7 protein-coding genes are annotated in these 16546 nt (G+C 46.6%); all 7 read left to right on the forward strand.

The window, feature by feature from the left end; translation table 11 throughout:
• Nucleotides 1-7: 7 nt before the first annotated feature.
• Nucleotides 8-961, forward strand: a complete 954-nt coding sequence (locus ABEW34_RS26750; RefSeq protein ID WP_430163170.1) for a glycoside hydrolase family 43 protein — start codon at nucleotides 8-10, stop codon at nucleotides 959-961.
• Nucleotides 962-1174: 213 nt separating this feature from the next.
• A complete protein-coding gene (locus ABEW34_RS26755; RefSeq protein ID WP_430163172.1) occupies nucleotides 1175-2917 on the forward strand; it encodes a sensor histidine kinase in 1743 nt (580 codons plus the stop codon).
• Nucleotides 2910-3818: a response regulator transcription factor gene (locus ABEW34_RS26760; RefSeq protein ID WP_430163174.1), complete on the forward strand. Its 909-nt coding sequence runs from the start codon at nucleotides 2910-2912 to the stop codon at nucleotides 3816-3818. The genes ABEW34_RS26755 and ABEW34_RS26760 overlap by 8 nt, the downstream gene beginning before the upstream one ends.
• A gap of 213 nt (nucleotides 3819-4031) precedes the next feature.
• Nucleotides 4032-5471, forward strand: coding sequence for a glycosyl hydrolase family 28 protein (locus ABEW34_RS26765; protein WP_430163177.1), 1440 nt, complete (start codon nucleotides 4032-4034; stop codon nucleotides 5469-5471).
• Nucleotides 5472-5502: 31 nt separating this feature from the next.
• The gene (locus ABEW34_RS26770) at nucleotides 5503-7893 is read left to right on the forward strand and encodes an alpha-L-arabinofuranosidase C-terminal domain-containing protein (RefSeq protein ID WP_430163180.1); all 2391 of its coding nucleotides are present in this window, start codon (nucleotides 5503-5505) and stop codon (nucleotides 7891-7893) included.
• A 355-nt stretch (nucleotides 7894-8248) separates the two neighbouring features.
• Complete coding sequence (locus ABEW34_RS26775; protein ID WP_430163182.1) at nucleotides 8249-14029, forward strand: LamG-like jellyroll fold domain-containing protein; 5781 nt, start codon at nucleotides 8249-8251, stop codon at nucleotides 14027-14029.
• Nucleotides 14030-14189: 160 nt separating this feature from the next.
• Nucleotides 14190-16546: Ig-like domain-containing protein (locus tag ABEW34_RS26780; protein WP_430163185.1), on the forward strand; the 2357-nt coding region annotated here is incomplete at its 3' end.

Below are 16546 nucleotides of genomic sequence, written 5' to 3' on the forward strand. Positions count from 1 at the left end.
GGGTTTAATGAATATGCAGGCTTATTTATTTGTGCATTTTAAAGAAAAGAGAACGCCGGATGGTGAGCAGGTTTACTTCGGTGTCAGCACGGATGGCTTTAACTGGGAGAAAGTGAATGATGGAAATCCAGTGTTGTGGAGTTATTACGGCGACAAAGGCGTCAGAGATTTTACAATAACGAGAACAAAGGAAGGCAAGTTTGTTATTCTGGCCACAGATCTAAGTTTGTCATACGGTATGCTGAATCAATATAACCATTCATGGGGCGAAGCCGCCCGTAACGGGAGCAAATGTCTGTCACTTTGGGAGTCGGAAGACTTGATTCATTGGTCGGAGCAGAGGATGATCAAGCTCGGAGATGAAGATTTCGGCTGTTTATGGGCACCTGACATTATATATGACAACAAACAAGATGACTACGTTATTCATTGGTCATCGGCTCATGCTCGCAACAATTATGGATTCAAGGGAATTTTCTATTCCCGTACCAAAGATTTCAAAAATTTTACCAAAGCTCAATTGTTGTATCAAAAAGAAGACAGCGGCGTCATCGACTCCGCAATGTACGAGGAAGACGGAAGCTATTATATGTTCTTAAAGAGCGAACAAAACCCCGGCAAAAATATTCTAATGAAGTCGGAGGATATAACCGGTCCATTCAAGAGGGTGGATACGTTTGATAAAAGTATGGAAGATGTAGAGGCTGGATTATATGAAGCGCCAACGGCGGTAAAATTGGAAGATGGAAAATGGTGCTTGTTCCTGGATTTCTACGGTTGTTCGGCAGAGGAACAAGGCTATGTGCCGTTTATTGCAAACCGTTTGGCAAGCGGGAAGTTCGTAAGATCGGACAAATCCTTTACATTCCCATATGGCTTCAAGCACGGTACAATTCTGACCATTACGATGGAGGAATACGAAATATTAAAATCTTACCAAAAGATTCCTTCGGAATACTAGCCATACATGAGTAACCGAGCAGGGATGAACAGCGATGCTGCCTATTCCTGTTTTTGTCGGTTATTCTCAGAGCAGCACGAAGCTTTTTCCTTTACAATTGGCGCTTCATCATGCAATCATAAATAGATACTACTTCCAAGTACAGGATAGGCTAAATTGACAAGAGGTTGTGTTGAGATGTTCAGTTTAAAGTTCGCGAGGAGCAGGAAGGCTTTGAAGAGCTTGCCGATTGGGATTCAGCTTTCCGTTCTTGTAGCCATTATATTCGTCATTGTCTTGGTCATTGTATATACCAATTATTTGAAAGCAGCTCAAGTTGTGGAGAAGAAAAACAGCGAATATCATATGGAGATGATTGCTCAAATTAATCAGACCATCGCTTCCAACACCGATGCAATTAAACGAATCCTACTAAGCATCGCTTACAATCCAAAAATTGTGCAACCATATTTGAACGAGAAGGATCCTGTCAAAAAATATACCCAGTATACGCAATTAATGAGCTATATGGCAGACATGAGGAACATGAAGGACGGAATACTGGATATTGCCTTGATCGGCGGCGACGGAACAACGTTTATTTTAAATGGAGATGTCAATATTCTGACTCCGTTTATAGATGAAATACCTAAAAATCAATTTTTTAATTTTACAGGTGTGCAAAAGCTGCAAATTCATAACATCAACCGGGATGTTTTAATAGTAGGCAGTCCCATTAATCCAACGATAGATTTCGATGATAACAAGAGATACGGCGTTATATTGATCGTGCTAGATGCCAAGACTATATTAGGGTCGCCGCCTAGTATGGTTAATATGGGAGGGAGCAAGCTTTATGCATTGGACCGCAACGGGAATGTGTTCTATACCAATGATAAAGACGTAAAGACAGGCACGCCTTATTCACAGATCAGTTCTGCCGATTCGGACTCCAGCTTTTTTATTCAGAGGGGGGAAATTCCCGATATTGAGGGAGAGCTTGTGTTCAAGCTACCGAAAAGCGAATTGCTGCGCGGGCTGGAAGATATCCGCAAGCAATCGTTGTTGATCCTGCTTGCTTCCTTGCTGGTGCTGTCTATTCCGTTTTTACTTGTCATCAACAATATTTTGCGTCCACTAAAAAAGTTGATGCGATTCATGAACGATTTTAAGCTGGGGCATCTTCGTAATCTAAATAACCGGATCAGCCTTCATGGATATGCCGAGATCACCAGCATGGCAAGCGATTTCAATCGCATGCTGGACGAGATTGATACGTTAACCAAGCAACTGCTCGATAGCAATACGAAGCTTTATCGCGCTGAGCTTGTAAAGAAGCAGTCTGAATTGGCGTTCCTGCAAAGCCAGATCAATCCGCATTTTTTATATAATACATTTGAGTCAATCAAAGGATTAGCCGTAGAAGAAGGTTCGGATAAAATTTTCCATATGGTGAAAGCGCTTGCTTTTGTTTTTCGATACAGCATCAAAGGCACGGATTTCGTAACGCTGCAGGAAGAATTGACGTTGGTCAAAAGCCATGTACACATCCAGCAAATCCGGTTCGGCAACCGGTTTCGCGTCACCTATTGTATTCCCGATGACTTGTTGTCCCACAAAGTTCCGAAGATGATTCTTCAGCCGCTGGTTGAGAACGCCATATTTCACGGTATCGAGCAACGGACTGGGAACGGGCTTCTCGAGATTACTGTCAAACAACTTGAGGAAAACCTTGTTCTGTCCATTTCAGACAATGGGATAGGCATGGACGAGGAGCAGCTTCGAGCGCTGAAGTCCAAATTGTCGGTTATACAGGATATGACGGACGATCAGAGGACGAATATCGGTCTCGTTAACGTCAATAACCGGATCAAACTGAACTATGGCGAAGCATTTGGTATTACCATTACAAGCAAATATGACACTGGAACGATGGCGGTCATTAATCTGCCGCTTCGGAGGGATAACGATGTATAAAGTGTTTCTTGTTGATGATGAGGAGCTGGTCATTAAAAGCTTGATCGCAAGCGTCGAATGGGGGGCGTACGGATTCGAAATAACCGGTTACGCATTAAGCGGGTCGGAGGCATTCGATGCGATTCAGGCAATCGAACCGCACCTTGTTTTTACTGATATTCGTATGCCCGGGATTAGTGGATTGGAGCTTATCAAGCAGTTAAAGGATACATCTTCTAGGGCGCTGGTCATCGTGCTCAGTGGATATGCCGAATTTGCGCTTGCCCAAAAAGCGATCAATTACGGAGCTTTCGGCTATTGCTTAAAGCCGTTTGACGAAATCGAAATTTCAGGTTTTCTCAAGAATGCCGCAAAACTCATAAAAGATAAAGAAATGACCAAAGACGTAAATATCTTTGAAAACTTGGAAACGGGATCTCCGGAATATGCGGAGCAGCTAAAGAAAATGCTGCTTGCCGCGGGAATCATTCAGAAGAGTGAAGAGGTGGATCGGAACTTTACGGCTGGATTGGGCTCCTCCGTCCTCGTTTGCGATGGTACGATGTCAAGCAAATCGCGGCCGGGAGCTCAGCAAGTAAGGAACAGGTCATTCAAAGGCATATTGCAATATGTTGACGAGCATTATCGCGAAGACCTTACGATTTCATTTTTATCGGAGCATTTTAATGTCAACGCCAATTATATTAGTCAATTGTTTAGGAAAGAAATGGGTATGACCTTTACGCAATATATAACCGCGCTGCGAATGGATTATGCTTGCCGCCTTTTGTCGGAAACGGATTTGCCAATCAATGAGGTTGCGGAGCAGTCGGGATACAGCGACTATTTTTATTTTACCCGAATCTTTAAGCGTGCGAAGGGTACGACCCCAAGCAGCTATCGGGCATCAACTCTATACTGACTTTCAAATCCCGTCATCGACGGGATTTTTTCTTTACTATTGATAAAGATTAGAAGAACATGGACGATTATTAGCACCGTTAGACAAGCAACGCAATTAAACAATAAATTGTCCATATTTCCCTAATTGAGCTAAATACTCATGCGGAAAGATTTTATATATGATAACTTGTAAAGCGCTTTCAATAAATGGGATTAGCGAGGTGTATGGCGAGTGAGCAGCGTAGTGACCTATGCTGCCCCGATGGGGGCGGTTTTGCTAGATGAATTTAAAGTAAAGGTACGGGTTCCCGGCGAGGCTTGGCAGCATATGCCTGTCTATAAGGTCAAGGTAGATATGCACGATGTGCGGGAAGCATCCATGTCTAGTTTCGATATGGAGGGAACTATCGAAGCGGAGATTACGTACCGTCGAGGTGAACTGAAAGATGTTGCTATTCGACCTTTGTCGCATTCTATTCATTACGCAGTCGAAGAGGACACCATTCGATTGACGCTTAATCAACCAAGAAAGCTAGTTATCGAATGCAATGGCGAACGATTCGGCAATTTGCATCTATTTGCGAACCCTATGGAGACGGATGCCCCGAATCCCGACGATTCGCATGTGCTCGCGATTCAGCCGGGAATTCATCGCTTACCGGATATTTTACAACAGTTCAATAATAGTAAGAACGAACATCAAGCTCCTGATATTTTGTATTTTGAACCGGGCATGCACTATATCGAAGAGACGGTGCTCCCCGTTTCATCGGGCAAGACGGTCTATATCGCAGGCGGCGCTATTCTCGTCGGCTCGATCGTATGCGATCATGTGAGGGACGTTGTCATTCGGGGGCGCGGGTTTATCTACCTAGCCGATTTCCCTCGTTTTTCGGCATTTCGGGGTGTTCGGGTCATCTTCTCCGAGAACATTGCGATAGAAGGGATTACGGTCATCGACCCGCCGCATTACAGCGTTTTTATTGGCAAATCGCAAGGAATCTCGATCTGGAATTTCAAGTCGTTTAGTACGAGAGGCTGGTCGGATGGCATCGATATCATGTCAAGTGAGCGGATTCACATTGACGATATTTTTATGCGGAATTCAGACGATTGCATAGCCGTCTACGGTTCGCGCTGGGATTTCTACGGGGACACCAGAGGGGTAACGGTGCGGAATTCCATTCTTTGGGCCGATGTTGCTCATCCCATCATGATTGGCACACATGGAGATCATCATCGCAATGGCGATGTTATCGAAGAGCTTCGATTCGAAAATATTGACATTCTTGAACACCATGAGCCTCAACCCAACTATTGGGGAGCCATGGCTATTAACGCGGGGGACCGGAATACAGTTCGGAATGTTGTATTCGAGAACATTCGCGTGGAAGCGATCGAGCAGGGGCAATTGCTCGATATCCGCGTCGTTCATAACGAGGATTATAATCCCGTGCCTGGCAATCGAATCGAAAATGTTGTATTTCGAGACATTTATTACGCTGGTAAAACGCCGCATCCGTCCCGAATACATGGGTTCGATAATGAACGCATTGTAGATGGCGTCCTGTTCCATAACTTACGGTTCGGAGATGAACGCGTGGAAGGAAACGGCCACCGAGCTCTTGATATAAACGGTTATGTCCGCAATATCGTATTCGTCAAGGAATAAACAGACAATGTAAATGAGGGGAAGAAGGACAATGGGCAATACGGGAAAAATTTCGATTTATACAAAAGACCAGGGGGCTGCTTTGGGCGATCTATTCGGCATTTTTTTCGAGGATATCAATCATGCCGCGGATGGTGGTCTATACGCCGAGATGGTTCGAAACCGTTCTTTCGAATTCGATCCGATTGACCGGCAAGATTATAATGGCTTAACAGCGTGGGAGAAGGTAGAGCTTGGAGAAGGGAAAAGCAGCATACAAGTGGAGCAGGAGCACCCCATCCATCCACGCAACCCTCATTACGTTGCGGTTGAGATCATAGAGGCTGGAGAAGGCGTAGGCATTAAAAATCTGGGCTTCAATTCAGGATTGCCATATCGCCAAGGTGAAACATATACGTTCTCCATGTACGCCAGTCGGAGCGCAAGCTTCGATGAGCCTGTAGCCGTAAGGCTGGAAGGGATTGACGGTACGGTATACGGCGAAGCGAAGGTAATGGTTACATCGGAGTGGACGAAATACGAGGTTGTCGTTGCATCATCGGCTACCGACTTCAGCGGCAGGCTGGCAGTTGTGACTAAGGGAAACGGCACCCTATATTTGGACATGATCTCGCTCTTCCCGACCAAGACGTTTCGGAACAGACCGGGGGGACTGCGAGAGGACATCGCGACAATGTTGGCCGATCTGAAGCCGAAATTTATGCGTTTCCCTGGCGGTTGCCTTATTCATGACGGCTCTTTAAACGCCGAGGACCGTGACTCCATGTACAGATGGAAAAACACGATCGGGCCTGTCGAACAAAGACCGCCGCGCAAGAACAACTGGCGATATCATCAGACGCTGGGGCTCGGTTATTTCGAGTATTTTCAATTTTGCGAAGATATTGGAGCAAAGCCCATTCCAATTTTGCCTGCGGGCTCTGATCCGCATAGCCAACGCTTTGTTCCGATTGATGAGCTGGGACCATGGATTGACGATGCACTCGATCTGATCGAATTCGCGAACGGCGACGCTTCGACCGAGTGGGGCAGCTTGCGCGCGCTGCTCGGGCATCCAGAGCCTTTCAACCTGGAGTATATCGGTATTGGCAATGAAGAGATCGGGGAGCAGTTCTTCGAACGGTATACTTATTTCCATCAGGCGATTAAAACGAAATATCCCGACATTCAGATTATCAATTCAAGTGGGCCGTTCGCTGCCGGGGGCGAATATGAACGCGGATGGCGTTCCGCGCGGGACAACGGCTCGGATTTTGTGGACGAACATTATTATCAATCTCCGGACTGGTTGCTGGCTCATTATCACCGATATGATTCATTCAGCACCGACGATCCTAAGGTGTTCCTCGGGGAATACGCTTCATGGGGCAATACATACTACAACGCGCTTGCGGAAGCCGCGTTTATGACCGGACTCGAGAAGAATGCTCATGCCGTCGGATTGGCGTGTTATGCGCCGCTTCTTTGCAACATCGATTATGTGAACTGGAAACCGGATTTGATTTGGTTCAATAATCATCAAGTTTTCGGTACAGCCAACTATTATGTTCAGCAAATGTTCATGCACCATCAAGGAGACCATTTGCTGCGCATGGTTACCGACGGGTTCGCTGTTCCAGCCCAGCCTGCCGGCAATAAAGAACGAATTGAAGGTAAGCTGCTCGTGGGGGCGAATCTCAATGAAGTTGTTTACCGCGATATTCGCTTGATTAACCACGAGACTGGTGAAGTGAAGACGCTGACGGGCAAGGTCGAAATAGGCGAGACGGAAGAAGATCGACGCCACCGTTCTGAATTTGGCCGCAATGCGGTAGTCGGCGAAACTGGCTTGAAGAGCTATTCGCTGAGCATGAAGGCGATAAGGAAAAATGGCTCGAGAGGGTTTATCATATTTTTCGGGTTTCAGGATGAAGCCAATTATGTAGTGTGGGAAGCGGGCAGCCACTCCAATCAGGAATCGATGGTTCATGCCGGCTCGAAAGGGTACAGAGGTTGTCTGACGCAAAGCCTGTTCTCGCCGGAGACTGGCGTGGAATATCACCTGGAAGTGCGAGTAGATGGACGGAGGATACGCACCTATGTCGACGGCGCTTTGATCAATGATACGGAACACATTGCACCAGTCATTGAACCCCTATACTGTTCTGCTAGTATTGAAGAGTCAACCGGAGATGTTATTGTCAAAGCCGTGAACGTACAGGATGTCGACGTTCAAGCGCAGCTCCAATTTGCCGACTTGCATTCGGACAGCCTTTTGATGGATGTATATGATATGTCTGGTTACGGACTGGATGAGATGAACAGCTTGGAGGCGCCGGCTAAAATTGTACCCAAGTATAAGAGGATGCAAACGCCAGGCAATCAAGTAAGCTACGATTTCCCTAAGCATTCAGTTACTGTGTTCCGCGTTAGGAAAGGATGATCGCTCTTTATTTTTCGAAAGAATCCACTTAGGATTTCGATTGAATAACAATTCAGAGAATGATGCTGTTCAATACGGCATCATTCTCGTGATGTGAGACTACAACCCGGGTAATGGACAAATGGTGAAAGATATGAAAACAACTGTCATGATGGTTAGTCAAGTGATTCGAAGTATTATTATTTTGTAGAAGAAGCCAACATATAAACATTTCGATAAATTGTCTCTACATTTTTGGTTATAAGAACCATTGATAGGGGGTGATTTTTATGATTGGGATTGTAAGCGTTTTCTTAATTGTAATGGTTTAGGGGAAGAGAGTAAATTAAAAGAATTTTAAAATTGGAGGAACGAAATGAAAATCGTAAATGTTATTATGCAATCGCGCAGGCTGATAGCCCTGATTCTATCCCTGATCATGCTGTTCTCTCTTGCATTGCCTGTGCAAGGCGAAGAATCCGCAGGTTCAGGCGTGACGGTTACGGAAGCAACTTACGGGCAGACTGTCACGGAGTCAACTTACGAAAGTACCCCGAAGCCGATCGTTTACGAGTTTGAAGGGAATGCCAATAGCTCTGTCGGATCGGCTAATGGTACGGTCACAGGCACTCCCGCATACGTGGACGGGGTAGTCGGGCAAGCCATCCAGCTGAATGGAACATCCTCTTACGTGACGCTGCCGGCTGAGCATCCGATGTCTGACTATGAAGCCATTACCATATCTACATGGGTGAAATGGAATGGAGGAAGCAACTGGCAGAGGATTTTCGACTTCGGCAAAGGCACAAGCAATTATATGTTCCTGACACCGAAAAGAGGGACACTTATGCGGTTCGCCATTATAAACGGTGGCTCCGAGCAAGTTTTGGATACGCCGCAGCTCCCAGTAGGACAGTGGACTCATGTGGCCCTGACTCTGGGCGGTGGAGGAGCTACACTTTATGTAAACGGGGAAGCAAAAGCAACGAATAGCAATGTTGCGATTAAGCCAAGTGATTTTGCGCCGAATTTGAACTATATCGGGAAAAGCCAGTTCGCTAGTGATCCGTTGTTTAACGGCTTGATTGATGAATTCAGTATCTACGACTATGCCCTAAGCGCGGCCGAGATTGAAAGGGTATACAAGGGGACTCAGTTCTATTCCGTGCTTCATAAAGCCGCCAATATGATTGCGGCCGGACAGCAATACTACTCGGACGAAACCTGGGCTATACTGCTGGAAGCAAACAGTCGCGCACTGGCGTTGAAAGCAGATCGTGAAGCCAGTCAAGATCAGATAGACGCCATGGCGGCAGAATTGCTTGCTGCGATTCAGGGTCTCGCCGACCCTTTGCCGACCTTCGTCAACAACACGGGTACAGAGCTTGTTCATCCTGCCGTCAGTGTGGCGCCAGCGGATCTGTTTCGCATACGGGAGCATATCCGCAACAAAGAACAGCCGTGGTACGGTTATTTTGAAAATTTTGCGGCCAGTTCGTTCGCGTCCAAATCGTACGGAATCAGAATCGATAAAAATCCATCCGCCGGTTTTGACGCGCTTGAGGCGAACTACACCTACGACAGCTATAGCACCAGCCTCTTTAATGGGGCAATGACGCAGGATGCCCTTGCAGCGTACTATCAGGCGATCATGTATTTCATGACAGGAGATCCCGACTATCGGGAAAAAGCGATGCGGATCGTCCTGCTGTGGGGCAGCCTAGATCCGTCTAAAGCGAAGTATGTGACGGATGCGCATATTCATCAGGGACGACCCTTGTACTATATGAATGCTGCTGCGGAATTGCTGCGTTATACGAGTACTGGTCACGAAGAGCTGAAATGGAAGGATGAGTATTCACAAAAATATAGCGATAACTTTCAGAAACCGGCGCTCAGTCTCTGGATGGAGCGAAATACCAACTGGATGAATCAACACCAAACTTCTGTCATGGCAACATTATCCTCCTATATTTTCATGGATAGCAAGGTGGATTACGAGCGTGTGTTAGAGTGGGCGACAATAAACGCCAGCACTCCATCTGGGCACGCATACCATAACGGTGCGATAGCCAACGCCATGTTTGAATACTCCACGGACAGCAAAGGGAATGTGCTGGACGAGCCTGTCGTGGCGATCAAGGAAATGGTAAGGGATCAACCGCATTCGTTCGATAACGTGATGAACTTGTCCATTCTGGCTCAAATCATTTCGGCACAAGGCACTTCACTCGACCCAGTCAACGGGACAGCTACTGTGGCCAGTGATGGAGTGGACGTCTATTCCTTCTTGAACGACCGGCTTATCAAAGGCATCAATACCTATTATAAATACAATCTGGGATACGCTATTCCATTCAATGACGGCTTGAATAATTCAGTTAGCGCAGACAGACGGGGACGCCTTGGCGCCAGCGAGGACTACTACTACATCTATAAGTATGGCAAGGGCTATACGGATAACAATCCCGACTTTAAGTATGTAGCCGAAGCGATGAATAAGTATTGGGAAATTTATGGTTTGAGAACCAGCGATTTGTGGCTCTATATTCCTGATGGCGCTTTAGGCACACCCGTACCTGCAGTTATTGCCCATGAGAATGGGAGCACGATTCCGTACCAGTTTGAAACACATTTTACCGCATTAGACAGCGGCATTACGAGGACAAACGATTCAATTCGTATCGAGGCCGAAGAATCCGGCTCCCTATTCGCTGTCCCTAGTGTGGGCATCTGGCGTAATGGTGACTTGGCGTTCCGAATCAAGAGCAGTGCGATTACGACGCTGAAGTTCCATGGCGACATTGACAAAGAGCCGTTCGCCACGGTTAACCTGCCCGATACCGGAGGGGAATGGAAGTATGTGATCGTCAACTTGGCAACTGTGCCTAGCACCGCTTTCCAAGCAGACTCCATGATCTATTTCAATGTATCCGGCAAGACGGGGGAATATGTCGAGTTTGATCATCTATTGCTCAACAGCACAACGGTGAAAGCCCCTCTCTTCAAGGGAGCCGTAAACGAGCTGCATCTGGACTCTTATACGTCGGCGCGGCTGCAATATGATTTGTCCAATTCCGCAAGCAATGCAGGTCAAACCATAACTTATAGCATACTTGAAGATAGCGCCGGATTTGTTAGCCATGCAAATATGACCGTAGATAGCAACGGCGTACTGTCGGGGAACATTCCGGCATCCATGCCAATGGGTGATTATTCATTCTATGTGTCGGCATCTAATGACACAGCCATGAATATTTTGGCGGTCACCGTCTCGGTCACAGGCAGCTATAGCGAAGCGATTGAAAATGTAATCCAAGCCTATGATCCTGCTCAATCGTATGAAACAGCTAGCTATACCGTATTCCGGACGAAGTATGAAGCTGCGCTGACTCTTGTCGAATCCGGCGACGCGGCTGCCATGAATCAGGCATTGCTTGATTTGAAGGTGGCTGTTAGCGGGTTGCGCCTGTTAAATCCGTTGATAGCGGATGGAGCCCTTGATTTAACGGGAATCGCAGTCGGGGCGCCGGACAGCCCCAATGTCAATCCGGCATTTTTAGTAGACTATGATGGCTCAGGTATTCCTATCAGATGGATAGTTGACGAGAAGCAGTTTACATTGGATTTCGGTGAGGATTTTAAGGTAAAGCCCAGCAAGCTCCTGATGTTGCCCGACTTTGGCTTCCCGGCACGGTCAGAGGGAGCAATCATTCTGGCATCCAATGACTATACGAACTGGATGCGAATATCCGACGATATATCGGAATATACCACAGATTGGTTCACTTATACGGTAAAAGACGAGTACAAAAATACCGGATTCCGTTATTTTAGAATGAAGGATCTTACCGCCGGCGTATTAAACAAGGATGATTATACGGAGGACCAGCCGTTCTATATCTCTGATCTCCATATTTTTGGCGAACGCTTTGAAACGGGCAATGTGTTGAAAGATATAAGCTTGAAACTGGAAGCCGTTTCGCCTGTCCAGGATACGCTCGATATTCCGCCTAGTGCCGTCATAGGCGATAAGGTGATTCTCACATTCAAAGCAGATGAACTGATCGGTAATGTTCGGGCCACCATTCAGGGTGAGACGGTTGGCGTGACAAATAACGGGGATGGTTTCTATACCGCTGAGTATGTTGTTCATGCCGGATCAAAGTCAGGCTATGCTGAGCTTTCTATTGATTATACCTTTGCAGACGGTACACCGGCCTATACCGTATACAGCTACCCGGAGAAATACATTACGAATGTGAATAACACACAAGTGTCCCAGAAAGTGTTGATTTCCAATACTTCCAATGAGATTAATGTGAGAGATGAAGCACAATTAAGCGGTTCAAGCAATACGTTGGACGCGACTGAAGCTACTTACTTGTTCGATGGCAAAATATCAACCTTCGCCGACGTAAGATATAATGGTAACGCTTACGGTTACTACGACATTGATTTCGGCGCGAGCAACAATAACAAGCTGATGCAGCTTGACCGAATCGAAATTTTGAACCGTAGCGGCTTTCCTGGCAGGGCAGCAGCTGTGAATGTAAGTGCTTCTGATGATGGAGTAAACTGGCGAACAATTTCCGAAACATCCAAAGGCTATAGCTATGATATCTGGCAGCCGATTAAAGCGAAGGATCAATTTAAGGATTACGCCTTCCGATATTTTCGTATTTATGGAGGAGCCTGGTATGGGAATATATCGGAACTGCGTATGTTTGGGAAAGTCGGCGAGGATCTGAAGCGCTACGATCCTACGTATACGATCACGACATCGTCGAGTGATCCGGCGGCAGGAACGACCTTGGTTTATGTCAATTCGAACGGCCTTCCGCCTGCTCCAGCACCGACAGGGAATGAGGGAACCTCGCTGACGGTGCATGGCGATCAAACGTCCGTTACCGTGGTGGCGAAGCCGGCTGAAGGCTATGAATTCGTCAAATGGGTGGAGCCGACGATCACCTATGGGATGACGGCAGATTATTTATGGTCGGAATACCCCGTGTTCAACCTGACAACCTATTCAGGCGGTTATTTGGGCGGCGGAAAAACGTACAATGTAGTCAGAGACTGGCATTTGAAGGCGGTATTCAGAAATATATCAGCTCCTGCTGATGCAACTTTCGTTGCAGACGTTACGGACCCGACCAACGGCGACGTCACCTTAACGATCAGCTATCCGGATGACACTGCGGTGAAGGAATACAAAGTAGGCGACAGTGGCGAATGGATCGCGTACAGTGGTCCGGTGGTTATGTCCGAAAACGTTACGGTGTTTGCACGGGGAACGGATGCTGTGGGCAATGTTTCGAATGTCAGCAGCTATGCGGTCGGCAATATCGACAAGATCTCTCCAACGGCAACCGTGGCTTACAATGGACCGTCCACGATAGATCATACTGTGATAGCAACGATTACGCCAAGCGAGTCGGTATCCATTACAAACAATGGCAGTTCAGAAAACTATACGTTCATTAGGAATGGCAGCTTCACATTCGAGTTTGTTGATGCCGCCGGAAACCAAGGTTCGGTTGCCGCGACAGTAAACAATATCCCAGCAAAGAGCACAGGTGTACCAGGCAAACCAGTTCTGTCTGACGACAATGGGTATGATACAGGTCAGCAGGACGGCAATTACAATATTATCATGAATATGTGGTACGGAAATAATGGCAGGATCTACAAGCTTTACGAGAATGACGTATTAATCGATACCGAAATTTTAAAGGATGATTCCCCGAGCGCTCAGAAAGCGATAACTTCCATTGCAAATAAGCTGAATGGGACCTATGCATATCGCGTGGAGCTGACCAATGCGTATGGGACAACAACAAGCAGTACGCACACGGTAAACGTAACGCATGCGGCGCCGGCCAAACCGGTATTATCTGTAAAGAACTGGGACGGCGACGGGGATTTCAATGTCAGCATGAATATGTGGTGGGGCACCAATGCTACAACGTACAATTTGTTCGAAAATGGCGTTCTCATCCATACGCAAGAGTTGACGAGCAATACACCTTCTGCCCAATCGGCAGTAACCGCTATTACGGATCGGACGATTGGCATATATGAATATCGCGCAGAACTCATCAACTATGCTGGTGCAATCTCCAGCGATACGATGACTGTTACTGTGACCAAGTAAGGTGTCGGTCCGGTCATTCAGGCAACAATGGTCAATTAGGATATCGTTCATAATCGTACTAGTTTCGGGAGGAAGGCCTTAATGCCTTCCTCCTTTTATAAACCGTGGGCGGAATTGCTATATTTTCATGGAAAGAGAATAAAAGGAGGGTAATAAAATAATGAGTAGAAAGCGTTTTCGACAATTTGTTTCCTGCATTCTTTGCGCTATGTTGGTCGTTTCGGGCGTTATCTTCGTTGGCGGCCAGACAGCGAAAGCGGCTATTTCGCCGCTTATTACTTCTTACAAGCCTCAGGTCGTAAATGCCGATGTCAATGCTTCTTATATTGATTCTTCCGGGAACACGATATCGGCAATCATCCACCATCCGGGCATTGCAATGAGACAGACAGATTTGGACAATATGCGCGATCATGTAAGAGCGGGCGACGAGCCTTGGAACACGGCATTTAATACCTTTTCCAGCAAACCCCAATCCAGTGAAAATCCAAGAATTTATTATGAATCCGGGTATGATTTATTCGTCAATATTCCGGGGCCATGGGCCTTTACGGACGCAAACGGTGTATATCGGTCCAATCCCAGCGATTATGTAGGTACTCGGGCCAATACGGATTCCGAAACCGCTTTCATACAGGCGATTATGTGGTATGTTACCGGTAATGAAACGTATCGCTCGAATGCCATGACGATCATCAGAAATTACGCAGCAATACAGTCTGTTGTTAAACATACGAACTTCCGTTTTGCAACGTCGACTTATTTGCTTGCGGCAGCGGCAGAAATTTTGCGCTATTCCGATACGCCGACGCAGAGTCTGAAATGGTCGGATACCGATACTCAAAATTTCACAAATATGATGGAGCTTCTTAGAAACACTTATGATCAACCTGAGGATCCTAATCAAGCCCATAATTTCTTCATGAATCAGCATCAGTTTGCCATCATGGGGATGATTGCCCGAGCTATCTTTAACAATGACCTGCAGCTCTATGCGGAGGCCGTGGAAGCAACGACAGTTAACTCAGCAGGTAACCCGGGAGGTAGAAACGGTTCGATCAAGCATCAGATGCGGTGGATGACGGCAAATGAAATAACAGGAGAACCGTTGGCTCCATTGGATTACCACGTGCAGTTAATGGAAATGGGGCGCGATGCGGGACATACTTATGGCAATGTAGGTGGACTGTCTACATTGGTGAAAACCATCGATGCCCAAGGTACGAAAGTTGACCCGATGAATGGAACGATTTCTACTGCTTCGAATGCGGTCAATGTATTCAATTTCCTAGATGATCGGTTATTGGCAGGAGTGACATACACTCTGAAGTATCATCTTGGTCATGATGTTTTATGGACCCCTGCGTACTCGGACGGATACACAGCTGGAGCCGCATATTATGACAAAATCAACTCGGACGGCAGGGGCAGAATCGATCCTTACTTAAGTGTTTTATATAACTATTATAAATATATGGAACAAAGGGATATGACCCAAGAAAAATATAAATACCTGGCCTATGCCTATGAAACGGGAATGCCAGAAGTTGCTGCGAAGGATTATCCGCTTGCTACTTTGTTGTACACACCTGATGCAGCACAAACAGTGGGCCTGAGCAACCAGATCACTTTAGGCTCAATATCGGGCTTGACAGCAACGGCAGCAGGCCCGGCTACGATCAACTTAAGTTGGACGGCTGTACCGGGAGCACTGGGATATAACTTATATAGATCACTAACAGCAGAGGGAACTTATACAAAGATTAATAGTGCACCATTTACAGCAGCCTCTTATACCAATACCGGGTTAGAATCGAATATGATTTACTATTATCAGGTAAGCGTAGCTGGGGGATCGACGTCAGCTGTCGTATCCGCGGCAACGGGAGGAACCGGGGTTCCGGTTTTGGATGCAAGCAGTTATACCATTATGCGGAATGATACACATATGACGGTATTAACGGTCATGGATTCGGACAGGAGCGTTGAGGATCTTACAGCTCAAGCGAGTTATTCATCATCTAACCCGGCCGTGGCAACAGTGAATGCAGGAGGCGTAGTTACGGGTGTAAGTTTAGGTACAGCTACGATTACAGCTGCCTACAATGGACAGAGTTACAATGCCGCCGTAAAAGTAGTCATGGATACTAACTTAAATACCTGGTATAAATTTGACGAAACGAGCGGTACTACGGCCGTGGACTCGTCCGGCTACGGAAATAACGGCACGGTTATTGGCGGAAGCAATGCAACATGGACAGCAGGCAAATACGGTAATGCGATTAACTTTGGAGGAACGAATACGACAGCAGCTTATGTAGCATTGCCAAGCCATATTGTAGATCGTTTGAATAGTATGACATTTGCCGCCTGGGTGAAGTCCAGCAATACGGCCGATGCAACCAGCTTATTTACGGCCGGGCCGGCAGCTGCCGCGACGCCAACGAAATATATGATGATGCTGCTTAATGGAAGCAGATTTACGATTACTGCTAATGGTAATACGGCGGAACAGAA

The organism is Paenibacillus algorifonticola (assembly GCF_050481745.1).
GTDB lineage: Bacteria > Bacillota > Bacilli > Paenibacillales > Paenibacillaceae > Pristimantibacillus > Pristimantibacillus algorifonticola_A.